The organism is Paenibacillus sp. YPG26 (assembly GCF_023704175.1).
In the GTDB taxonomy this organism is placed as follows: domain Bacteria; phylum Bacillota; class Bacilli; order Paenibacillales; family Paenibacillaceae; genus Fontibacillus.
Genome location: NZ_CP084530.1, coordinates 1,977,417 through 1,999,368, shown reverse-complemented (window position 1 = coordinate 1,999,368; position 21,952 = coordinate 1,977,417). Strand labels below are relative to the sequence as shown.

Here is a 21,952-nt window from a genome sequence, read left to right as displayed (position 1 = left end):
TATGATATAATTAAGAGTAGACTTTTATAATGGTGTGCAGGTACAGAGGAGCTGACTTAATGAACATTCAGAAGATTTCCGACCGCAAAAAAATGGACGAACGAGTTCTGAACATGCCCTGGTATGTTCAACAGTTCATTGACTACAAGCTGCCCGATTTATCCCCTTCCACCCTGCTGGAATATATCCGGGACTATGAGCAATTCTTCGGATGGCTGCGAGCGGAGGGCTTGTCGGCTGCTGAGAATAATAGGGACGTCACGCTTCAAGAGCTTGAAGTGCTTCGAATGGAGAGTATTGTCGGTTATCGTCTGCACTTAACTACCCGTGTAGAGGGGAACAATTCCAAAGTAACCGTGTCCCGCAAAATGTCTTCTTTACGTTCTCTATTCCATTACTTAAGCCAGATTGCCGAGGATGAGGACTTCTACCCGCTTCTGAAGCGGAATATTATGGCCAAAGTAGAGATTAAGCGAATCCACAAGCCAAAAGACACTGCCGCCAAGCTCAAAGGCAAGATCCTTGAGGAGGATGAGCTCCTGGAGTTCATCGGATATATACTAGAAGGATACGGTGTTGATGTGGAGAATAACAAACAGGCGCTGTATAATTATCATTTGAACAAAGAGAGAGACGCTTGTATTGCAAGCCTCATCTTGAATTCGGGTCTTCGGGTATCCGAAGTTGTGAATCTGAACATTGACGATATTGATCCTGCTAACAAGCTGCTGTATGTATATCGCAAGGGTAATAACGACGAGTCTTTTAAGACTCCTGTCTATTTCCGGGAGCAGAGCAAGGATGAGCTTCAGACCTATTTAGCTATACGCAGTACCCGCTACCGGACGCCTAAGCGTGAGAAGGCTTTGTTCGTAGCCCTGCCCAACGGCCGGCAGGAGGGCAAGCGCATGACCAAGAGAGCGATCCAGGCGATGATTATTAAGTATGCCAGCCGTTTTGGCAAGCCTTACTTAACGGTTCACAAGCTGAGACATTCCTTCGCCACTGATTATTATCTGCAGAATGATATCTACAAGACCAAGGAGCAGCTTGGCCATGCCTCGACTGAGACCACTGAAGTCTATACACATCTAACGGACAAAACCATGTCTGATGCTATTGAAAGACGTTCAGAAGTGTAAGGCAATAATGCCCTGCACTTCCGGGTCTTCTCCTCACAGTGAGAAGTGAAGTGATACTGCTGTAGCAATTCCGTGCGTATCGTCAATATCATATCGCTCCAGGCCTCCCACCAACTCTGGGGCATTTTCTTGCTCTTCCATGTCGAAGATTAATTCAGGCCAGACAGCAACTTTCTTCACGTTCGTAAGCTCACTTAGCAGCTGTAGGTCTTTCTCATTACGCAGAATGAGTAGCTTGGGATAAGCCTCTTGCTTGAATCCTTCTACCAGAACAAGATCATATTCGGCGAATCGGGCGATCAGATCAGACAAGGCCGTTCCTTTCTCCTCCAGAACAGCAGTACGTGTTGGTGAAGTTATCGCAACCGCCGCCGCGCCTGCCGCCGTGTGCTGGTAAGTATCTGTCCCCTCCTTATCCATTTCAAATTCATGCAGATCATGCTTGATTACAGCAACCCTCAGCCCTTTGGCGGTGAAATAGGATGTCAGTCTTGAGACCAGATGAGTCTTGCCTGTGTTCTTATATCCTACAATCTGAAATACCGGGACAGGTGCTGACTTCATAGTGAGCTGCCCGGAAGTCTTAATATTTGCACTTTATCCCCCGGATTAAGTACACCAGAAGCTGGAGGCACAACAATAAGGCAGTCACTATCCTTGATTGTAATCATGACATTGGATTCGTCCAGGCTTGCTGGTGTAGCCACAAGCTGAGCGTCTAGAACACGCAGACTTCCACGGACAAAGCGGGTGAAGCTGTTGATTTTGTCATATTTGCTGCCTAGCACCGCATTCAACTCTGTCAGGAATGGTTGTGTGCTGCCCTGCATGATTCGGAGTGCCGGCCTTACGAACAGTTCAAATCCTACGAAGCAGGCTCCCGGGTTCCCGGAGAGTGCAAAAAGCAGCTTATCCCCTTTGACAGCAGCGGTAGTAACACTTCCCGGACGCATCGTTACTTTATTGAACAGCATCGCCACCTCTCCGCTCTGAACCAGATCAGCCATAATATCAAAGTCACCCACAGAGACACCGCCCGTAGTTACTACAATATCATAGAGCTGAAATGCCTCCTCTACCCGCCGCTTGGCAATCTGCAGGTCATCCTGGATTGCATCAAGTATAATCGGCTCACCACCCGCATCTCTAACCTGACTAGCCAGCATATAGGTATTACTATTCCTTATCTTGCCGTCCTGAATGGCCTCCTCAATCCCCAGCAGCTCAGAACCTGTTGAGAAGATGGCCACAGTTGGCCGCTTATACACGCTAACCTGATGAACCCCGAATGTAGCAAGTACAGAAATCTCGCCTGTAGAGATAAAAGTCCCTTTTTCAAGGATCATGTCCCCTTCTTCAAGCTCCCGGCCTACCGGAGTCACATTCTTGCCTGCCTCTATTTCCCTCTTCACCTGAATTGTAGTTCTCCCCTGGTTAATAACACTTTCTGTCATTTCAAGCATAACTACAGCATCCGCTTCATCCGGAACCTTAGCTCCTGTCATAATTCGGGAAGCCGTGCCCGGTACTAATGCAACGGACGGTAGTGATCCAGCTGGGATCTCGTCCACAACCTCAAGCCACACTGGGTTCTCACTTGTTGCCCCCTTGGTATCCCTGCTTATTATCGCGAATCCATCCATTCCGGAACGGCGAAAGTGCGGATAAGGATGTGGCGCTCTAATGTCTTCAGCCAAATACCGTCCCTTAGCCTCAGATAGATTAACATATTCACAACTCCCGAGCTGAACGTGGGACTGTATGGTAGCTTGTGCTTCCTCCACTTGCAAAGCGTTCCTGTGCAGCTTGTTAGATGAATAAGATTGATGCATATCTGTCCCCCCTGAACTGTTCTGTCTTATTATGTATACATGTTATCGCTGAATCCTGCCTGATTGCAATCCTTATAACATAAAAAGCATGCAGCTATGTGCATGCTCCCATGTGGAATCGGAATTGAGTTAAGAACATTAGACCAAGCTACCGCTTCCTTCGGGTAATCCCCCCAGAACCGGATCGAGTCTTAGGCTTCGTAATAGACCTCTTTGGTGAAGAATACGAGCCAGACCCCGAGCTTCCCCTGTCCTTGTTCCGCGTAATGCTTCCCTTACTTGAATCTGTGCCTGAGCGACGCGTATCACCGCCTACACTCCCACTGCTCGATCCAGAGCCCCCACGTTTGGTGATGGTGCCTTTCTTGTCCACAGTCAGCGGCGGAGCTGCTTTCTTGTCAGCTTTGGTAGGCGCATGATAGTCCTGCTTCGGCTTATAAGTATCCCTACTTGAATATCCCCGGTATGAACCATGGCCCCCAAAGGAATCGAACAGGCTTCCGATCAACGTAGCTGTAAGATATCCCTGCAGAAAGCTTGAATCATAATTGCTGCGAACATATTCTTCAGAGTCCACTTCAATAAGTGTATCTTCCGGCTTATCCGGATCCTTCTGAAGATGGTAATATTCCTTGTCGTACACAAGGAACATACGCTCCTCATTCTCCGGCGACTTCTGATCTGGCTCTTGCGCCGCAATCAGACCAGCCGCAACCTGCGGAACCTTCTCCCCTGCTGCCCTGTAGACATAGGAGGTCGAGTTCCCGCTTCGGTTCACGGATTCCAGCGGGTAGTTCTCTTTAACATTAGGTGAACCACAGCCAGCTAATAATGACACTACCAAGCTGAGAATCAGAGCTATCTTTAGATATAAAGAAGACCCTTTCTTCACATATATCACTCCTAAGAGGCACGGATGACTTTGACATCTCCGGAGATCGTCTTATCTCCTTCATAAAGCATGAATCTTCCATCCTGCCATTCAATCCTTAACAGGCGATAATCGTCGGACTGAAATTGCCATACATGCTGTTCTCCACCTTGGCGGAAAGGAGTTCTGCCCTTAATAATTACGTTACCGGCATATTCTTCCTCAAGATGGTAGGATCTATCATCCAAATCAATGGTTGTTGGCACTTCATTCGGATTATCGAGACGACCGTCAATGGGGTCGTATAAAGCATACTGCAGAATTTCACGTTCCTCAATGTGCAGATAGCGAATTTCGTTACCGTCCTGAAGCGACAGCATAGTGGCATTCCGCCCAGGATTGCGTACAATTCCCACAACCTCATAGGTAACTAGTGATACCTCACATATATCCCCCGGATTCAGGTCCAGCATGCTCTTCTCACGAACTGGCTGTTCCGGCTTGGCAAATAGTCTGCCAATTCTCTTCATTACACTCATGATTCCTGGCTCGCTCCTTCAGAATGATATGCACTGCTCAAAGCTTGTTCGTTATAAGCAAAGGAGAAACAATGAATTGTCTCTCCTCCCTCGCTTGCATATCGCAGATTATTATTTCTCGTACTGCTTGAGCAGGGCCGCCAGCTCATCTTCAACCGCTTTATCCTTATTAAGTTCGGCGAACTCTTCGTCCAGAGATTTACCTTTGCTTGATACTTCATTGCTTGCTTCAGCCTGTGCCTCCATCTGGAGCATCTTCTCTTCCATACGCTTCAATCCGGCTGATGCGGTATCGGAGTTAAGGCCTGACAATGATTTGTTAATCTCGTTCTGTGCCTTGGCTGCATTATAACGGGCAACCAGGGTTTCACGCTTGTTCTTCATCTCGGTAAGCTGCTTACGCATCTGCTCGAGCTTGTCACGAAGATTGTCTGCGGCTGCTTTGTTGCTCTCATAACTAGTCTTATATTCAGCAAGCTTCACTTCGGCAGCCTTCTTCTCTTCCAGAGCACGGCGGGCAAGGTCAACATTCTGAGCCTGTGCGGCCGCGTGAGCTTGCTCATTACGTTTTGCAGCCAAAGCTTCTTGTTCTTCGTAGAGCTGTTTGAATTTCTTCTCAATGGCAATTTGAGCTGCGACAGATCTCTCGGCATCCTCAAGGTCTTCCTGCATATCACGAATGTATTGGTCAGTCAGCTTGATCGGATCCTCGGCTTTATCAATTAGAGAGTTAATATTGGACATTGTAAGATCACGCAATCTCTTGAAAATAGACATGGTTAATTTCCTCCCAGGAATAAAATGTTTTATGTAATGATGTACGCAGACAGATGGCGAAGCGTTTCAACATTCTTATATTATTACCCGCCAACCCGATTATTGCATCCCGCTTTACTCATTACTTGAGGGAGTTAATTTGTGTAACAGCACCTCCAGCTCACGTTCAGCCAGCCGACATACTTCATCGACTCCGACAGAACTTAGATTATCGTAATGGATTCCCATAACGACAGTTACTGTCCGGTTGAGCCGCTTGGAAGCACGCCATGCAAAATCTGCACTCAGCAGATGCTCTTTGTGTCCGGGTACTGCTGCAGTATGGACTTCTGCCGGAAATTTTCCAGATGAATATGATGTGGACACCGCACCAATATGAGCATCTCCACCGGTGATGATCAACAGGATATCAGAACCTATTTCGCGATATTCCACACGGATATCCTTCATATTTATCTAGACAACTCCCCGAATTTCTTGCAAAGTCTGAATACCTTCCTGCATCATGAACTCCTCGATGCCACTAACCAAGTCAATTCCGGCATGAATATTAATAAAGTTATAAGTACCTACCTGTACCAGGGAAGCCCCGGCCATTATGAACTCAATTACATCCGTGGCACTTGAGATGCCGCCTACTCCAATAACCGGGATACTTACCCTGCTGGCTACCTGATGGACCATTCTCAGAGCAATTGGCTTCACCGCGGGACCTGACAGGCCCGCATACAAATTTCGAAAAACGCTCTTGCGCTTATATACGTCAATCTTCATGGCGGAAATGGTATTAATTAGAGTAACTCCATCAGCGCCTTCTTGTTCACACATCATGGCCATGGATACCAAGTCTTCCGCATTAGGTGACAGCTTAATGACCAAGGGGATAGAGGTAACGGCTCTTACTTCACGCACAACTTCCCTTGCTTTCTCTGTCTTAATTCCGTAAGCAATCCCGCCTTCCTTTACATTAGGGCAGGATATGTTCAGCTCAATGATATCAACTGCCTTGTGACCCTTGGCCTCCCTTAGCCGGGAGTCCTGATTGATCATTACAGCCCCTTCAATATACTCATCAATATGGTCCCCGCCCAGATTCACAATCCTCGCCAGGTCAAGGCCCTCCCAATAGGCAGCCTCATTCTCCAGGAAATGCTTCACTCCGGGATTCTCCAGACCTACACTGTTGAGCATTCCTGAAGGAGTCTCGTATAAGCGGAGTCCCTCATTGCCCGACTTGGGATGCAGCGTCAATCCCTTGCCTGCGATCCCTCCCAAGGCTGTGATATTGTAATACTCCACATACTCCTTACCGAATCCGAATGTACCCGAAGCCATCACAATCGGATTCTTGAAATGAACACCCGCAATACTTCCAGACAGATTAATCATCTAGATCAACCTCCTTTGCAAGAAAGACAGGACCTTCCACACATGCCCGCTTGGTGCCACCGCCCGGAGCCTTGACTCTGCATACGAGACAGGCTCCGATTCCGCAGGCCATCTTGTTCTCGACCGATACATAAAGATTGCCGGAATAGCCCTGTTCAGCTTCTCTCAATTTAGCTGCCTTCAGCATGCCGGTTGGCCCGCATACAAAGATATGATCATAGGCATCAAAATCAACATCGTCCAGAATACTCCCGCCAACCTTAACATGGACTTGACTGCTAATTGCGCCGAATTCCCTGACTAAATAGGTCTCTTCGCGGAACCCCAAATACACATGCGCGTCCGATAACTGCCTAGCCGAATAATACAGTGGAGCTGTCCCAATTCCTCCACCGACCAGTGCCACTCTGCCTTGAATATCCGGGAACCCGTTCCCTAGAGGTCCCAACAGGTTCAGTGAATCTCCCCGCTTCAGGCCTGCGAACAGATGTGTTCCCTTGCCGACAACCTGATACAAGAATTCTATGTAATGCTCCTGCAGATCAAAAATACTTAGCGGCCTCGAAAGCAAAGGTTCCATCCCAGAGCTCCTTAGCATATAGAACTGTCCCATACGGCCCTCATAATTCCCTGCTATCTTCATCCGGAACACACCAGGCGAGACCTGGATATTAGACATAATTTCAGCCATTGCCTACTCCCCCCTGGATATTACGATGCCTCTTTTCACAAGGTGTTGCCGTGATTTTGCTCACAGAGCAGGAAGCCGCTGGATAAAACAGGCTTCTTAAGGAAATAACAACAGGTAATATGTCCTGTTGAAGGAGTGACTGCTTGATGCGTAACAGATACGTGATCTTATTTGTGCTTCTTGTCCTATCCACGCTGCCAAGCTTTCAGGCTGCTTCCGCAGCCCATCTAACCCGCGCTCCTGCTCCTCAGGAGCAGAACTCAGCAAGTAAAGCTGCATCGGTTCATGAGTCGTTGACACTTAGCGAATTAAGACGCAAGTATGCGGAGACGTTTAAATTCAGAGGTCCTCATGTTAGACAAATCGCGCTGACCTTCGATGATGTGCCGGATCCCCGCTTCACACCAGGGGTCCTTGCTGTACTCGCTAAATACCATGTCAAAGCCACATTCTTCGTGGTGGGCCAGCGGGCAGAGAAACATCCTGAACTAGTCCGGCGTATATATCGGGAGGGACATCTGATTGGCAACCATTCCTACAATCATCCTTTGTTCAAGAATCGGGAGCTTGCCTATTTCAAGGGCCAGATCTTGCGTACTGCGGAGATTATTCATAACCTTACTGGTGTTCACCCCAGATTCATTCGGCCTCCCTATGGTGAGATCAACGAGCAACAGCTGAAATGGGTGAAAAGCAGTGGTTATAAAGTGATTAATTGGAACGTGGATTCAAAGGACTGGAAGGGGCTGAGCAAAGAGCAGGTAAAAGCTAATATTCTTAGCTCAGCCGGGCCGGGCTCCATTATTCTTCAGCATGCCGGGGGCGGAGATGGCGCTGATCTTTCGGGTACTGTTCAAGCATTGCCCGAAATCATACGAACACTCCAAAGTCACGGATATACCTTTGTTGATCTGAGTGAACTCCTTCACATCAAAGGGTCCCGATAAAATTAAAGAGGATAGGCTCTAGTAACTGAGCCTATCCTCTTCCAGTCTCCACACATTATTTAATGACGTAGAGCTTAATATTCTGGAAGCCGAATTTGTTCACACTCGCTTGGCTTCCGGGGATAAAGATATCAATGCGCTTCCCCTTAATTGCACTTCCCTGATCCGTCGCTCTCGCAACAAATGCCTTCTTCGGAAGACCGGAATGACTATGTCCTGTCACCAGCACCTTGGTACCCATAGGGATTACCTTCGGATCTACGGCGATTGTCCCCAGGGCAAGCGGCTTCCCATAATAATCGACGGGCCCCCATGCATTCTCACTGGGATGAGCTGAGTAGGCTGTGGCCACAACATTCACAGTCTTGGAGTAGTTGAAAGTTTTGCCCCATGCCTGCACGACTTTATCAGTGGTGAACACCTTAAGAGTGGCAAGCGGATTCTTCTTAGGGGCAATTAGACTGACTTTGCTGCCGGCTGTTTTCAAGCTGGTTGGCAGCTTGATCGGCAGGCCTGCATAGATATTAACAGGACTGATCTTGGGGTTCGCTATCATCAGGTTATGGACAGAGATTCCATACTTTTTGGATAGTGTGTAGTATGTATCTCCCTCTACTGCGGTATGTACGGTATCGGCATGGACAGGTGTCATGTGAATAAAGGCAGTCATGCCCAGCACGGCTGTGACCGTTTTTGCGGCTAATGACAATTTGTTAAGCTTTCTACTCTGAATCAGATTCTTAGATGACATTACTTGTAATCCTCCTTGTCATGCCTGCGGAGTCACAGGCTTTGGCACATCGAATATATCACAACTTTGTAACCAATTAATCAAGTAATTATTGGAAGCACTCTACTGAAACACGAAAATTATTACAATAAAGTAACTAAGAGGAGTATAACCTGGATAAAGAAAGAGCCCTATCCAGTGGATAGAGCTCTCATACTTATAGGGTACCAACCTTCTATTTATAACACTTTGCTTAAGAAATCCTGGGTACGTGGATGGGTCGGGTTGCCCAGAACAACATCCGGTGTACCTTGCTCAATAATGTGGCCTTGGTCCATGAACAGAATACGGTCGCCGACTTCTCTGGCGAAGCCCATCTCATGCGTAACAATGACCATGGTCATCCCCTTCTCCGCTAGCTTCTTCATAACATCCAGAACCTCGCCTACCATCTCCGGATCAAGCGCTGATGTTGGCTCATCAAATAGCATTACATGCGGCTCCATCGCAAGCGCCCTAGCAATGGCAATCCGCTGCTTCTGTCCGCCTGACAGCTGAGCGGGGTAAGCTCCCTTCTTATCTTCCAGACCAACCGTACGCAGCAGATCAAGGGCTATCTCTTCCGCCTTAGCCCGATCCTGATTCTTAACTTGCATCGGAGCAAGCATAATGTTTTGCAGTACCGTCTTATGAGGGAACAGATTAAATTGCTGGAAGACCATTCCCATTCTCTCACGTGTCAGGTTAATATTGTGCTTCTTATCTGTAATCAGTTCACCTTCAAAACGGATTTCGCCAGCCGTTGGCTGTTCAAGCAAGTTGAGGCAGCGAAGGAACGTGCTTTTACCCGAGCCGCTTGGCCCGATTACAACCACAACCTCACCCTTCTCAATTTCAGCATTAATGCCTTTAAGAATCTCAAGCTTCCCGTAGGATTTATGCAAATTTTTAACGGATATCACTAGTTCTCAGCTTCCTTTCCAGAACACCCAGCAATTTAGAAAGTCCAAAGGTCATGATGAAGTAGATCACGGCAGCAACAAGGAGCGGGTTGAGCCCCGAGAATGAAATACCGCGAACAACCTGGGCTTGGAACATCAGATCAGCGACGCCAATGAATGAGACTATCGAAGATTCCTTGATAATAGTGATGAACTCATTACCAATCGCAGGCAGAACATTCTTGATCGCTTGTGGCAAAATGATAAAGCGGTACGCCTTGCTAACTGGCATTCCGAGAGATCTTGCAGCTTCCATTTGCCCTTTGTCAACGCCTTGAATTCCCGCCCGGAATACTTCTGCCAGATAGGCTGAGCTGTTAATGGACAAGGTGATAATTCCCGATTCGAGCGCGGTGAATTTGATACCCAGAGAAAGTGCCAGACCATAATGAATGATCAAGAGCTGGACAAGCATAGGCGTGCCGCGCAGGACCTCAATGTACGCGGTCCCGATCCAGCGGAGAACCGCAATTTTATTCATTCTCAGAAGGCTGATAAAGAGCCCGATAATGAATCCGAAAATGACTCCAAGCACCGATAGAAGGAGTGTATATTTAATTCCCGCGATGTAATAATCCTTGTATTTAAGGAAGAAGGAGAACGTGTCTTGGGAAGCCTGCTTCCCGTTAACCAGGCTGCTGGCTTCGTCCACAAACTGCTGAATCTTGTCCTCCTTGATTAACCGATCAAGTGTACTATTAATACTGTTCAGCAGCTCCGGGTTATTCTTCTTGACCCCGATCGCATACCCGTAATCCTCAACTTGAGGTACCGCATCCGTAATCGCAAATTCCTCCGTCAGATTCGCTTGTGCCACGGGTCCTTCAATAATTGCGGCATCCACACGGCTCGTCTGCAGCTGCAAAAGAATATCCGACACTTTATCAAGTGAAGTTAACTGTGCCCCTTCAATCTTCTGGCCAATCTCCTCCTGCAAGGAGGACTTCTGAACCCCGATCTTGGCTCCTTTTAACGTCTCCATCGTATTGTATTTATCTTTGTCTGCCTTGCGCACCATAATGGACTGATTGGCCCGATAATATACGTGGGAGAAATCAATACTTTTCTTGCGTTCTGGTGTTGGATTCATCCCCGAGATTAGGAAGTCTACACGTCCGCTTGTCAGTGCGGGCAGAAGGCTGTCAAAGCTCATGTCCTCTATCTTCAATTCAGCGCCCATGTCCGCAGCAATCTGCTTGGCAATCTGAATATCAAAGCCGACAATTTGATCCTTACCGTCTATAACCTTGTGAAATTCATATGGCGGAAAATCTGCACTTGTGCCGAGCACGATCGTCTTCTTCGCTGTACTCGTACTTTCTTCCGCATAAGCCGACCCATGCAGCCCCGAATAAGATAGGATGAAGCATAGCAGGACTATGATCAGCATCTGTAATTTTCTCAATTTTGTTATCGCTCCTTGCTTCTGTATGTTATTTATCGTATTAGGACTGAGTCATTATAAAACAGCATGTATTATTATGCAATAAAAAAGGTTCGTTTTTGGGTCAGAAAATATCACCATATAACAGATCAGACGACATTCCTTAGAATGCCGTCTGTGAATGGTCCCTATTCCAGTTATCTAATTCCCTAATTAAGCAAGCTCTGATAGATCTCCAAGTACTCCTCTGCAGATACATTCCAGCTGTAATCTCCGGCGAATGCATTGCGAACAATCTTCTTCCATTGATCTGGTTGATGATACATATGAACTGCTCTACGAATCGTATATAACATATCGTGAGCGTTGTAATGGTTAAATGAGAACCCGTTCCCTTCACCTGTGAATTCATTGTAAGAATGAACGGTGTCGTTCAGACCGCCGGTCTCCCTGACGACTGGAATACTTCCGTAGCGGAGAGCCAGCAGCTGGCTAATGCCGCAGGGCTCGAATTTGGACGGCATCAGGAAAATGTCACTTCCTGCGTAGATCCGGCGGGATAACCCGTCATTAAATTTAATTTGGGCGGACAGCTTCTCGGGATGACGTGCCTCCGCTTCACGGAACCACTGCTCATACTCATATTCACCTGTTCCCAGAACAACGACCTGAATGTTGTCAAAATACAGGAGCTCATCCAGAACTCTTCTGACAAGCTCTAATCCTTTGGAGTCAACAAGCCGGGTTACCATTGAGATTAGAGGAATCTTCGGATCTACAGGCAGTCCCAGCTCCTGCTGAAGAAATGGCTTATTCTCACGCTTCTTATTGAGACTGGTCCGGTATTTGGCAGGTATTTCGGTATCTGTTGCCGGGTTATACAGCTTCGTATCAATACCGTTAACGATCCCCGACAACTTGCCTCCTAGCGATCTAAGAAGGCCGTCAAGTCCATAGCCATAATACTCTGTTTTGATCTCTTCCGCATAAGTGGGACTAACGGTGGTCACATGATCCGCGTAGACAAGCCCAGCCTTGAGGTAATTGACATTTCCGTAATATTCCAAGCCATCCGGCGTAAAATAGTGATTCGGGAGGTCAAGAAGATCAGGCAGTACCTCGTAAGGGAATATGCCTTGATAAAGCAAGTTATGTACCGTAAAGACGGTCCTCATGGACTGATAGAAAGGATTGTGAGCATAGTGATGCTGTAAAAGCACCGGAATCAATGCAGCATGCCAATCGTGGCAATGGATGACATCCGGTTGAAACTCGATGTAAGGCAAAATTTCAAGTACTGCCCGGTTGAAGAAAGCAAAGCGTTCCGCGTCGTCCCCGTAACCATAGATCCCATCACGGCCATAGTAGAACTCATTATCGATGAAGTAGACGGGAATATCTTCATACACAAGCTGTTCAATCCCGCAGTATTTAGATCTCCACGCTAAAGGCACCTTGGTGATATCTACCGGTGCAAGCTGACTCCGGAAATGATCCGGAATCGCTTTGTATTTAGGCAGCACAATACGCACATCATGACCGGCTTTTAGCAGCGCTTTGGGAAGCGCGCCGATCACGTCGGCCAGACCACCCGTTTTTACGAAAGGAATGGCTTCTGCGGCCGCAAACAGAATTTTCATGTCGTTTTCCTCCTTTGTGTAGTTTGGCGTTTCTTAGCAGCCTCATTCCCGCTGTTACTGCTCTGCAGCTCAGTCTGCTGTCTCTTCACCGTTCTTCCAAGCTTCTTCCAGATTGTAATGCTGAGCGGAGGTATTTGTACCTCCACACTGTATGACTGACCGTGCCAGGATATCTTCTCGGCCTTGACCGCCTGCAAGCCTTTCCCCGAGCCTCCGAACTCTTCAGCATCACTTGAGAATACCAGCTCATATGTGCCAGGCTTGGCTACTCCTAGGCGGTATGGATCTCTCCACACAGGCTGGAAGTTAATCACAACAAGCAAGCTGTCGCTTGGCCTTTTCCCTTTGCGGACAAAAGAAATCACACTTTGTGAAGCATCATGCGGAGATACCCATTCGTAACCTTCCATCCCATGATCCATCTCCCACAAAGCCTTCTCGCCCAAATAGAAATGGTTAAGGGCCGCCGTGTATTTGAGCATTCGCTGATGGGACTCATAGTCGAGCAGGAACCAATCCAGTTCTCCTTGGTCTCTCCACTCGATGAACTGCCCGAACTCGCCTCCCATGAAGAGGAGCTTTTTACCGGGGCTTGTCATCTGGTAACCCAGCAGTACACGCAGACCTGCAAATTTCTCCTCGTAATTGCCAGGCATTTTATCAAGCAGGGACTTCTTGCCATGAACGACCTCATCATGTGAGAGTGGCAGCGTGAAATTCTCAGAGTAGGCATACACTATCGGAAATGTGAGCAGGTTATGATGGTGCGGCCTATTGTAAAAGTCTGTTTCTACATAATCCAGCGTATCATTCATCCAGCCCATATTCCATTTATAGTTGAACCCGAGTCCACCTTCATGAACGGGTGACGTAACAAGCGGCCAGGCGCTGGATTCTTCTGCCATCATCAGCGTATGCGGGAAAGCCTGAAATACAGCTTCATTCAGCTGCCTAAGGAACGCGGTTGCCTCCAGATTCTCATAACCGCCATACTCGTTAGGCACATACTGTCCTTCGCTCTTCTCGAAATCAAGCCGTACCATACTGGTGACTGCATCGACACGGAGACCGTCGAAATGATACATATCCAGCCAGTAAAGGGCATTAGAGATCAGGAACGAGCGAACCTCAGGCTTGCCGAAGTCGAAGCTTAGAGTTCCCCATCCCGGCTTGTCAGCTTTGTGCGGGTCCGCATACTCGAACTGGGGAGTCCCGTCGAACAGCCTTAATCCATGCGCGTCACGGGTGAAGTGTCCCGGAACCCAGTCCAGAATGACACCAATGTTCGCTTGGTGACAACGGTCCACGAAATACATCAGATCCTTCGGTGTACCGTAGCGGCTGGTTGGGGCGAAATAACCGGTGATTTGATACCCCCAGGATAAATCATAAGGATGTTCGGCCAAGGGCATAATCTCTATATGTGTATAGCCCATCTCTTGTATGTAAGGTATCAGCAGGTCAGCCATTTCACGATAAGTGTAAAAAGAACCATCTTCCTTCTGCTTCCAGGTACCGAAATGAATTTCGTAAATATTCATCGGTTTTTGGTAAGGCGCTCTATTCTTACGCCGCCAGCTGGCATCTCCCCACTGATACCCATGCAGTGAGCTTACCACAGACGCTGTGGCGGGTCTTACTTCAGCATGGAATGCGTACGGATCTGCCTTGAGGAACGTCTGTCCATCCGGACCTGTTATTTCATACTTGTAAAATGTACCTTCCGTAAGCCCGGGAAAAAAACGACTCCAAAGTCCCGAATCGGGCATCTTAAATAAAGGATCATTGTGTCCCTTCCATTGGTTGAAGTCAGAAGCCAGTCCCACCTGCCGGGCATGAGGGGCCCAGACCGTAAATCTTACACCAGGAATCCCTTCTTCTTCTGTTAGATGAGCCCCCAGTGAGCGGTAGCTGCGATATAAAGTTCCTTCATGGAACAAATATACGTCCAGAGGCGAAATTGAATTCTGATTATACAAGTACTCTGACAACTCTACACCGCCTTTTATAAGCATTGTCCACTTAGTTTATTACCCAATTAATACAGGAATGAATTAATATTTTACAAAAAGAAAATAAAAATGTAATTTTTCATGGAATCCACAATAGAATAGTTTCAACTATAGCCTAATAAGTTTATTTAAATACTATATTGACATCATCCTTGGGAGGGAAACGTAATGAATAAGAAAGAATGCATTGCTATGCTGCTTGCGGGAGGAGAGGGTCGCAGATTATCTCCGCTTACGTCTAAGCAAGCAAAGCCGGCTGTGCCCTTCGGCGGTCGTTATAGAATAATTGATTTTCCTCTCAGCAACTGCGTTAACTCAGGTATTGATACGATCGGAGTACTTACCCAGTATGAGGCTGAATCACTTCATGAGCATATCGGTGAAGGGGATGCCTGGGGTCTTGCACATACAGACAATGGAGGTATCGCACTTCTACCTTCTTACAATACAGGTTCTGATGAATATTCTGGCACAGCGGATGCAATTTATCAAAATATGGATTACATCGATGCCCAGAATCCCGAGAATGTTCTGATCTTATCAGGTGATCACATTTATCACATGAATTATCGCGAGATGCTTGACTTTCATGTAAATTCCAATGCCCCTGCTACAATCTCAGTGATGCCTGTTCCTTGGAACGAAGCTCATCGTTTCGGCGTTATGTCGATAGATGATCAATACCGGATCACGGAATTCGCCGAGAAGCCGAAGGAGCCTCAAAGCAATCTGGCTTCCATGGGCATTTACATTTTCAAATGGGATTACTTGAAGCAGCATTTGATTCAGGATGCTAATAATCCAAATTCATCTCATGATTTTGGTAAAGATGTAATCCCTAACATGCTTGCCGACAGCACCTCCCTGTATGCCTATGAATTTCAAGGATACTGGAGAGATGTAGGTACCGTAGACAGTCTGTGGGAAGCTCACATGGACCTTCTGGATGAATCCGCTGAGTGGCAGCTTCATAACGAAGATTGGCCGATGTACACCAATGAGCAGCACACCAGAAAATCGGGTGCAAAACATCGCGCTATACAAGCTAATTCTTCACTGGTGCATGATAACTGTGGCCTTGAAGGTTATGCAGAACGTTCAGTACTGTTTGGGGGAACTGAGGTTGGACGCTTCAGCAAAATCAAGGACAGTATTATTATGCCCCATGCGAAGATTGGACGTAACGTAGTTATTGAACGTGCTATCATCGGAGAAGGCGCTGTGATCAAGGACGGTGCCGTGATCAAGGGTAATATCAATGAAGTGTTAGTCATTGGCCCTGGAGAGACGGTTGTAGCGAAGCCTGCTGTTCGTCCTCAACCAGCCCGTCTTCTCAAAGAAGTATATGATGCCAACCGCCTGCGGGCTGGTGGAATGTCATCTTAAGCTTAGACCCAAGCGGATCAACATGATCCGCTTTTTTTGTGCGTGCTTTTATGAATGGTAATGGTAAGTATTACTGCTGCTTTATCCATACAGGAGATGCTGCAGAATTAACAAGAAAAGGGCCAATCCACTAGTCATCAAGATGACTAAGGAAATAGCCCCTGCTACCCTAGCGATTGGCAACTGATGTGCACAAGTGTGTACGGGATTCTGGCTAACGGTCTTCACCGTATAGCTCCTCCCACTCGTGACGCAGCATACTCATTTCCAGCATACTCCAGTACTCATTACGGTACAGAATCTTCTCCCGCATTAGCCCTTCCTTCTTAAATCCCGCGGAGAGATACACCTGTATCGCCGGCCTGTTAAAATCAAATACACCAAGTGTGACGCGGTGCAAATTCAGGGCTTGAAAGCCAATTCGCAGCATCTCTACAATCATGGCTTTGCCTATTCCGCGACCCCGGTACTTGGGATCTCCAAGAATCACACGGCAAATGCGCGCTGAACGATTTCTGCGGTCAATCTCAGACAGACTAATGTGCCCGATGATTTCTTTGGATCGACGATGGATCACCTTGAAGATAAGCGTATCTGATTTCCAAGGGAAGTTGGCATCTTGTATGTATGCCCTCATATCTTCTTCAGTAAGTGGATATGACCACCTTCCCCCTGCCCACTGCAGCTGAAATGCTTCAGAAGCCGACCAGCTCTGCAGCAGGTGGATATCCTTATCATTGAAGTAGACAAAATCTACCAGATCGTCTGCGGGAGATGAATCCACGGTGTCCCACTGTTCATAGAGATTATATTCGCGTCCGTTCTTGAGCGCCGTGCCCATGTAGCGGAAGCCAAGCTTCTGATAAAAGCCGTTCAGCTTAAGGTTCTGGGCAAGGCAATCAAGACGAAGTCCCTTCCCTCCACTCTTACGGGTACGCTCGGCAGCCCACTCGATAATGTAAGCACCGAGCCCTGAATTACTGAAATTTCTTCTTACTGTTAGACGATGAAGATAGTTATACCCCTTGCTGTTACGCATCCCCCAGTAATCAGGGTCACTCTGCTGTAATGTGAACATAGCTGCAGCTTCCGTCCGGGCATAGATAATATAGATTTGTCTGTATTGGAAATACGACATAATCTCTTCTTGTGTGAATTGTTCGGGATTCCATTGATAAATACCTTGTGAGATCATCCATTCCGCTGCTTCAATCAGCATTTGACAAATCAGATCAGTATCTTCGTGGTCCGCCAGATGAATTTCCAGCTGTTGGTCTGGCAGTGTCAGCATTCCTACAGGCTTGCTCATGACAGATCATCCTCTTCTCCCGAATCCTATTACCTATACGGATAACTTAAGCTTCATTCTTATCCAGCTCATCAAGCAGAGGGAGACGAACACTCACGGTCGTTCCGACACCCAGCTCACTGCGCATCTCCATATCCCCATTATGCAGTTCTACCAGTTGTTGACTTATCGCAAGTCCAAGCCCTGTTCCTCCTCCTTGATGGTTCACTTGGAAGAAGCGGTCCTTAACACGGCGCAGATGCTCATCGCTTATTCCGATTCCACTATCAATAACTTCAACGACAGCCCATCCATCCTGAATCCGGATTCCGAGATGGATCCATGAATCCTCTGTAGAGAATTTGATGGCATTGTCGACTAGATTCAGAAAAACCTGCTTCAGTCGGTTCCCGTCACCAGGCACCATGACTGCTGACTCCGTATGGTCATCCAGCTTGATTTGTATCCGTTTCTGTTCCGCCTTAGCCCATACGTTCAGCATTGTCTCTTGAAGAAGCTCTTTGAGATTCACAGAAGCAATTACAAGCTTCATCTCATTTTGCTGCAATTTGGAGAAATCGAGCATCTCCTCAACAAGACCAATCAGACGATCCGTCTCCTTGGCAATGATCTGCATGCCAATCCTGGTCTCCTCCGGGTCAAACCCGCCTGAGGTTAACGTCTCGCTCCACCCCTTAATCCCTGTAAGCGGCGTGCGCAGCTCATGTGAGATCGAAGAGATGAAGTCATCCTTGATCTGATTGCCCCTGACAATTTCCTGTGCCATGTAGTTAAGGGTGCCGGCCAATTCACCCAGCTCGTATTTATATTCCCCTTTCACCCGAACGTCAAACCTGCCCCGGGCCATTTGAGCAGATACCGCACGGATATTATTGATCGGCTTCACAATGGAGTTAGCCAGTCCCATGCTGAACAGCAGTACCACCGCAAGGATAACCACACCCACCAATGCGGCAAGTAAAGTAATATTCAGCAGCTTGGAGTTAATCGGCTCCATAGAAGTAATGTACCTGATTACATATTTGTTCTCTCCGAGCAGTTGAATCGGGCTTGAGACAGACATCACCATCTCCCCGGTAGCCGGTTCACGACCAATCCATTTGCCTATATTGCTTGTGAGTGCCTGGGACAAATCACTCGTCTGGACGGGCTTATGAGATAGAAATGAACTGTTGGTCATAAGGATATGCCCATGACGGTCCAGGATCTGCAGCTCCGTATTGGCCAATGAGAAGACGGAAATAATGTTGGTATAAAAGGCGGTGTCTTCCTGAATTTCGGACTGGCTTGAATTCTGAAAGTTATCTGTGACCATCGCCGCATGATTGGCAATGTGGCTGTAGATGCTGTCATAATAGTAAGTACGGATTGCGAACAGAAAGATAACCTCAACCAGAAGCAGGGTGACAAATACTACGATAAAATAATGAAGAACGATCTGCCGACCGATCCCTTTACGAATCATTGACCTTCGCCCTTCCACTTATAACCGTGTCCCCATACGGTCTGCAGATATGCAGGATCTGACGGATTGGCTTCGATCTTCTGGCGAATCCTCCGAATGTTGACATCCACAATCTTAGGATCTCCCATATACTCCTTGCCCCATACATGATCCAGCAGCTGATCCCTGCTCAGCGGTGTGTTCTCTTTCTCCAAGAAATACTGAATTAGCGAGAACTCTGTCGGTGTCAGTTCTATCATGGTGCTGTTCTTCTTGAATTGCTTGCTGATCAGATCCAAGGTAAAAGGTCCTGAGGTGAAGCTTACCTTTGCGCTTGTCTCTCTATATACATTAACCCGGCGGAGCAAGGAATGAATACGTGCAATCAGCTCAGTTGGACTGAACGGCTTGCTGACATGGTCATCCGCGCCTACGGACAGGGCGTACACCTTATCCTGCTCCTGAACCTTGGCCGTCAGAAAGATAATTCCGATCCGCTCATTCGTCTCACGTATGCGCCTGCAGACTTCAAAGCCGTCGATCCCGGGTACCATGACATCCAGCAGCGCAATATCAATATCAGGAACACTTGTCAGCTTGCTGAGTGCCTCATTTCCATCCGCTGCCTCCAGGACTTCAAAGCCGTTGCGTTTCAAGTTAATTACAATAAAACTACGGATAGACTCTTCGTCCTCCATGATAAGAACTTTACTCACTGCTACCAAACATCCTCTCTGATTAAAACGGTCTTCTATCTCAAATTTTTCTTCATGATCTCGTTATTGAATGATGTCTTATAGGCGATGACCTGGTCATTATCCCGCATCAGCATAGACCAATCCGGCTTCAGCTTCTCCCACTGGGACAGTGGGACGAATTTGATCTCAGCGACCAGCTCCTGATTCTCTATCTTGATGAACTTTAAGTACTGGTCCATAACTGAGCTTTGATCCAGTGTCACCTTCCCTTTCAGATCATCCGGGAAATTGAATACGAACCTGCCATCAGGATCCATATACTGCTCCTTGATGAACTTCATATCCTTCAGATCCCCCGAGGTTACCTTCTCTTCCCACTGGTAATAATCAAGGAAGCGCGGCGGTTTGTCGAGAATGACCTTCTCCCAGCCTGAAGGAATCTTAAGCCGTCCCATTTCCAGAATGTTATCGTCATTCACATCCCCGCTGCGGATCGGCAGGTCGTTCAGATTATCATCCTGGTCGAGCACGTTAACCAGCTTGTTATCCCTCATCATGATCAAGGTCGAATAAGCGGAATGCGTCAAGTATGAAGCATCCAGAATAATGCCCTTCTGGTTCGGAGTTACCATACCTGACATAACATTCAGGTAATTGTTGAGTCCAGCTCCCAGCTGCAGGGTGTCCAGCTCAGCAGCTTGTCCGTCTTGTACCTGATAACAAGTGACCAGATTGTATTCATTCCTCTTAAAAGCTATCGTTGTCAATTCAAGCAGATGATCGCCATTCAAATCCTCAACCACATATTTGGAATACGGGGCAAGAAGGAGCTTGTTAACCTTCTGTCCTGTGTAAGCATACACAGCCAGAGTGTTCTGGTCATTTAGATCAGACGTTCTGAACCCGGCGAGAATCTCGTTCTTCCCGTCCTGGTTGAGATCCCTATATTCCAGAGAAAGCAGATTCCGACCATCCCCTTCAAACCTGCTCTTGACGACCCAGGTATCGTTGATCTCTTCCAGAACCATGCCTTGAGTATATGTATCTCCTTGTGTACTTTCGAAGAACACAACCGCATCCAGCTTCCCATTCCCGTCCAGATCCTTAGTCTGAATCGATTGAATGCCGTTGAGCCCCCGGGGCTGCAGACGGGTATCCGGCGGAGTGAGAGCATCAATGACACTTCTCAGATTCTGCTGAGGAGATGTTAATTGAGGGGGCTTCATTAGTAATTTAGGGTCTGTTATCAGATCGCAACCGCTCAGGACAGCCAGGCATAGACACCCAGCCGTCATCCTCTTCCATCTTGCTTTAGTCAAACCAATCACTCTTTCCATTCTAGATCAGCTGCTTCTCTTCCGAGGTCAATCTTCTTCCTCTAACATCCCACTGCAGCCGTCCGTCATTAATTCCCCATATTCGTGTACAGTACTGCTCGGCAAGCTCGATTGGCAGCACGGCAATAACCGTTGCTTGTTCACGTGTGCACAGTTCTTTCAGAGTGGTAAGTACTTTGTCGGTTGCATACTTATCCAAGCCGATTACAGGTTCATCCGCTGCGATCAGCTTGGCGCCGTGAACCAAAGCCCGGCATATTGCCACACGCTGACGCTCTCCTCCGCTTAATTTGCCTGCCTGCACATGGGCTTTATCCAATAGTCCGAACCTCTCCAGCTCATCCATAGCGCCCATGTAATCATCTGAGCGAATCATTCCGGTTAATCTGCGGATCAACGAAGTCTGGCCGGCTTGACCGATCAGAACATTCTTCAAGGCTGTCTTCTGCGTATTCAGCTCAGGATTTTGTTCCAAATATGCGAACTTCGAACGGTACTTCGAGGAACCTCTACCCCCGGACTTAATGATCTCCTTGCCTTCAAAAACATAACGTCCAGCTGACCAACCTGCACGCAGGGCCAGACAGCGGAGGAGAGTGCTCTTCCCGCTCCCGCTTGGGCCAACCACCCCAATCATCTCACCCTGCTCAAAACCCAGATTCATCTGATCGATGATGACTTTCTTATCTGCTCCTGCTACTACGCTTAACTGACTGACTTCAATCATCCTCAGATCCCCTTTAGTTCCCAAATCTCTATTCCTTATTCTATCTTATCTTTTTCATGTTTGAAAGGAGTGCCCCCGCGTTAATAATCAACTGGT

21 protein-coding genes are annotated in these 21,952 nt (G+C 47.4%); 3 read left to right on the top strand and 18 right to left on the bottom strand.

The annotated features are described in order from the left end of the window. Positions 1 to 59 precede the first annotated feature (59 nt). Positions 60 to 1,142 carry a tyrosine recombinase XerS gene (xerS, locus tag LDO05_RS09410; RefSeq protein ID WP_251375155.1) on the top strand — a complete coding sequence of 361 codons (1,083 nt, stop codon included), beginning with the start codon at positions 60 to 62 and terminating at the stop codon, positions 1,140 to 1,142. A gap of 33 nt (positions 1,143 to 1,175) precedes the next feature. On the opposite strand, the gene mobB is transcribed toward xerS, so the two are convergent. From mobB to LDO05_RS09370, 8 genes are all read right to left on the bottom strand, one after another. Continuing rightward, a complete protein-coding gene (gene mobB, locus LDO05_RS09405) occupies positions 1,176 to 1,706 on the bottom strand; it encodes a molybdopterin-guanine dinucleotide biosynthesis protein B (RefSeq protein ID WP_251375154.1) in 531 nt (176 codons plus the stop codon). After that, a complete protein-coding gene (locus LDO05_RS09400) occupies positions 1,703 to 2,974 on the bottom strand; it encodes a molybdopterin molybdotransferase MoeA (protein WP_251375153.1) in 1,272 nt (423 codons plus the stop codon). Before LDO05_RS09400 ends, mobB begins: the two co-directional genes overlap by 4 nt. A 148-nt stretch (positions 2,975 to 3,122) precedes the next feature. Next, positions 3,123 to 3,866: a DUF4247 domain-containing protein gene (locus LDO05_RS09395; RefSeq protein WP_251375152.1), complete on the bottom strand. Its 744-nt coding sequence runs from the start codon at positions 3,864 to 3,866 to the stop codon at positions 3,123 to 3,125. Positions 3,867 to 3,877: 11 nt separating this feature from the next. Then, positions 3,878 to 4,384 (bottom strand): DUF4178 domain-containing protein, encoded by a 507-nt coding sequence (locus LDO05_RS09390; RefSeq protein ID WP_251375151.1) that lies wholly within the window; start codon positions 4,382 to 4,384, stop codon positions 3,878 to 3,880. Positions 4,385 to 4,495: 111 nt separating this feature from the next. Then, positions 4,496 to 5,161: a PspA/IM30 family protein gene (locus LDO05_RS09385; RefSeq protein WP_251375150.1), complete on the bottom strand. Its 666-nt coding sequence runs from the start codon at positions 5,159 to 5,161 to the stop codon at positions 4,496 to 4,498. A 114-nt stretch (positions 5,162 to 5,275) separates the two neighbouring features. Beyond that, complete coding sequence (lpdD, locus tag LDO05_RS09380; RefSeq protein WP_251375149.1) at positions 5,276 to 5,611, bottom strand: prenylated flavin chaperone LpdD; 336 nt, start codon at positions 5,609 to 5,611, stop codon at positions 5,276 to 5,278. A 6-nt stretch (positions 5,612 to 5,617) separates the two neighbouring features. Further along, the gene (locus tag LDO05_RS09375; RefSeq protein ID WP_251375148.1) at positions 5,618 to 6,550 is read right to left on the bottom strand and encodes a dihydroorotate dehydrogenase; all 933 of its coding nucleotides are present in this window, start codon (positions 6,548 to 6,550) and stop codon (positions 5,618 to 5,620) included. Continuing rightward, on the bottom strand, positions 6,543 to 7,241 hold the full coding sequence (locus LDO05_RS09370) for a dihydroorotate dehydrogenase electron transfer subunit (protein WP_251375147.1): 699 nt from the start codon (positions 7,239 to 7,241) through the stop codon (positions 6,543 to 6,545). The genes LDO05_RS09375 and LDO05_RS09370 overlap by 8 nt, the downstream gene beginning before the upstream one ends. A 146-nt stretch (positions 7,242 to 7,387) precedes the next feature. Here LDO05_RS09370 and LDO05_RS09365 point away from each other — a divergent pair, with 146 nt between their 5' ends. Continuing rightward, on the top strand, positions 7,388 to 8,188 hold the full coding sequence (locus tag LDO05_RS09365) for a polysaccharide deacetylase family protein (RefSeq protein WP_251375146.1): 801 nt from the start codon (positions 7,388 to 7,390) through the stop codon (positions 8,186 to 8,188). Positions 8,189 to 8,243: 55 nt separating this feature from the next. On the opposite strand, the gene LDO05_RS09360 is transcribed toward LDO05_RS09365, so the two are convergent. From LDO05_RS09360 to glgB, 5 genes are all read right to left on the bottom strand, one after another. Next, positions 8,244 to 8,939, bottom strand: coding sequence for a 3D domain-containing protein (locus LDO05_RS09360; RefSeq protein WP_481856976.1), 696 nt, complete (start codon positions 8,937 to 8,939; stop codon positions 8,244 to 8,246). A 218-nt stretch (positions 8,940 to 9,157) separates the two neighbouring features. Next, positions 9,158 to 9,880: an amino acid ABC transporter ATP-binding protein gene (locus tag LDO05_RS09355; RefSeq protein ID WP_251375145.1), complete on the bottom strand. Its 723-nt coding sequence runs from the start codon at positions 9,878 to 9,880 to the stop codon at positions 9,158 to 9,160. After that, the gene (locus LDO05_RS09350; RefSeq protein WP_251378680.1) at positions 9,867 to 11,309 is read right to left on the bottom strand and encodes an ABC transporter substrate-binding protein/permease; all 1,443 of its coding nucleotides are present in this window, start codon (positions 11,307 to 11,309) and stop codon (positions 9,867 to 9,869) included. The genes LDO05_RS09355 and LDO05_RS09350 overlap by 14 nt, the downstream gene beginning before the upstream one ends. Before the next feature lie 203 nt (positions 11,310 to 11,512). Beyond that, positions 11,513 to 12,943 carry a glycogen synthase GlgA gene (glgA, locus tag LDO05_RS09345; RefSeq protein ID WP_251375144.1) on the bottom strand — a complete coding sequence of 477 codons (1,431 nt, stop codon included), beginning with the start codon at positions 12,941 to 12,943 and terminating at the stop codon, positions 11,513 to 11,515. Next, a complete protein-coding gene (gene glgB, locus LDO05_RS09340) occupies positions 12,940 to 14,934 on the bottom strand; it encodes a 1,4-alpha-glucan branching protein GlgB (protein ID WP_251375143.1) in 1,995 nt (664 codons plus the stop codon). Before glgB ends, glgA begins: the two co-directional genes overlap by 4 nt. 189 nt (positions 14,935 to 15,123) lie before the next feature. On the opposite strand from glgB, the gene LDO05_RS09335 reads away from it, so the two are divergent. Beyond that, positions 15,124 to 16,341: a glucose-1-phosphate adenylyltransferase gene (locus tag LDO05_RS09335; RefSeq protein WP_251378557.1), complete on the top strand. Its 1,218-nt coding sequence runs from the start codon at positions 15,124 to 15,126 to the stop codon at positions 16,339 to 16,341. Between the two features lie 214 nt (positions 16,342 to 16,555). Here LDO05_RS09335 and LDO05_RS09330 read toward each other — a convergent pair whose 3' ends face one another. The 5 genes from LDO05_RS09330 to LDO05_RS09310 all read right to left on the bottom strand — a co-directional run bounded on the left by LDO05_RS09330 (position 16,556) and on the right by LDO05_RS09310 (position 21,856). After that, the gene (locus LDO05_RS09330; protein ID WP_251378556.1) at positions 16,556 to 17,650 is read right to left on the bottom strand and encodes a GNAT family N-acetyltransferase; all 1,095 of its coding nucleotides are present in this window, start codon (positions 17,648 to 17,650) and stop codon (positions 16,556 to 16,558) included. Positions 17,651 to 17,696: 46 nt separating this feature from the next. Further along, on the bottom strand, positions 17,697 to 19,115 hold the full coding sequence (locus LDO05_RS09325) for a sensor histidine kinase (protein ID WP_251378555.1): 1,419 nt from the start codon (positions 19,113 to 19,115) through the stop codon (positions 17,697 to 17,699). After that, the gene (locus tag LDO05_RS09320) at positions 19,112 to 19,810 is read right to left on the bottom strand and encodes a response regulator transcription factor (RefSeq protein ID WP_251378554.1); all 699 of its coding nucleotides are present in this window, start codon (positions 19,808 to 19,810) and stop codon (positions 19,112 to 19,114) included. The genes LDO05_RS09325 and LDO05_RS09320 overlap by 4 nt, the downstream gene beginning before the upstream one ends. 35 nt (positions 19,811 to 19,845) lie before the next feature. Continuing rightward, positions 19,846 to 21,018: a hypothetical protein gene (locus tag LDO05_RS09315; RefSeq protein ID WP_251378553.1), complete on the bottom strand. Its 1,173-nt coding sequence runs from the start codon at positions 21,016 to 21,018 to the stop codon at positions 19,846 to 19,848. 112 nt (positions 21,019 to 21,130) lie between these two features. Next, on the bottom strand, positions 21,131 to 21,856 hold the full coding sequence (locus LDO05_RS09310) for a phosphonate ABC transporter ATP-binding protein (RefSeq protein WP_251378552.1): 726 nt from the start codon (positions 21,854 to 21,856) through the stop codon (positions 21,131 to 21,133). Positions 21,857 to 21,952: the final 96 nt, after the last annotated feature.

What these genes read in the sequence shown, in the direction of transcription:
- xerS (WP_251375155.1), top strand. Translation starts at nt 60, where the DNA reads ATGAACATTCAGAAGATTTCCGACCGCAAAAAAATGGACGAACGAGTT.
- mobB (WP_251375154.1), bottom strand. Translation starts at nt 1,706, where the DNA reads ATGAAGTCAGCACCTGTCCCGGTATTTCAGATTGTAGGATATAAGAAC.
- LDO05_RS09400 (WP_251375153.1), bottom strand. Translation starts at nt 2,974, where the DNA reads ATGCATCAATCTTATTCATCTAACAAGCTGCACAGGAACGCTTTGCAA.
- LDO05_RS09390 (WP_251375151.1), bottom strand. Translation starts at nt 4,384, where the DNA reads ATGAGTGTAATGAAGAGAATTGGCAGACTATTTGCCAAGCCGGAACAG.
- LDO05_RS09385 (WP_251375150.1), bottom strand. Translation starts at nt 5,161, where the DNA reads ATGTCTATTTTCAAGAGATTGCGTGATCTTACAATGTCCAATATTAAC.
- lpdD (WP_251375149.1), bottom strand. Translation starts at nt 5,611, where the DNA reads ATGAAGGATATCCGTGTGGAATATCGCGAAATAGGTTCTGATATCCTG.
- LDO05_RS09375 (WP_251375148.1), bottom strand. Translation starts at nt 6,550, where the DNA reads ATGATTAATCTGTCTGGAAGTATTGCGGGTGTTCATTTCAAGAATCCG.
- LDO05_RS09370 (WP_251375147.1), bottom strand. Translation starts at nt 7,241, where the DNA reads ATGGCTGAAATTATGTCTAATATCCAGGTCTCGCCTGGTGTGTTCCGG.
- LDO05_RS09365 (WP_251375146.1), top strand. Translation starts at nt 7,388, where the DNA reads ATGCGTAACAGATACGTGATCTTATTTGTGCTTCTTGTCCTATCCACG.
- LDO05_RS09360 (WP_481856976.1), bottom strand. Translation starts at nt 8,939, where the DNA reads ATGTCATCTAAGAATCTGATTCAGAGTAGAAAGCTTAACAAATTGTCA.
- LDO05_RS09350 (WP_251378680.1), bottom strand. Translation starts at nt 11,309, where the DNA reads ATGCTGATCATAGTCCTGCTATGCTTCATCCTATCTTATTCGGGGCTG.
- glgA (WP_251375144.1), bottom strand. Translation starts at nt 12,943, where the DNA reads ATGAAAATTCTGTTTGCGGCCGCAGAAGCCATTCCTTTCGTAAAAACG.
- LDO05_RS09335 (WP_251378557.1), top strand. Translation starts at nt 15,124, where the DNA reads ATGAATAAGAAAGAATGCATTGCTATGCTGCTTGCGGGAGGAGAGGGT.
- LDO05_RS09330 (WP_251378556.1), bottom strand. Translation starts at nt 17,650, where the DNA reads ATGAGCAAGCCTGTAGGAATGCTGACACTGCCAGACCAACAGCTGGAA.
- LDO05_RS09325 (WP_251378555.1), bottom strand. Translation starts at nt 19,115, where the DNA reads ATGATTCGTAAAGGGATCGGTCGGCAGATCGTTCTTCATTATTTTATC.
- LDO05_RS09315 (WP_251378553.1), bottom strand. Translation starts at nt 21,018, where the DNA reads ATGAAGCCCCCTCAATTAACATCTCCTCAGCAGAATCTGAGAAGTGTC.
- LDO05_RS09310 (WP_251378552.1), bottom strand. Translation starts at nt 21,856, where the DNA reads ATGATTGAAGTCAGTCAGTTAAGCGTAGTAGCAGGAGCAGATAAGAAA.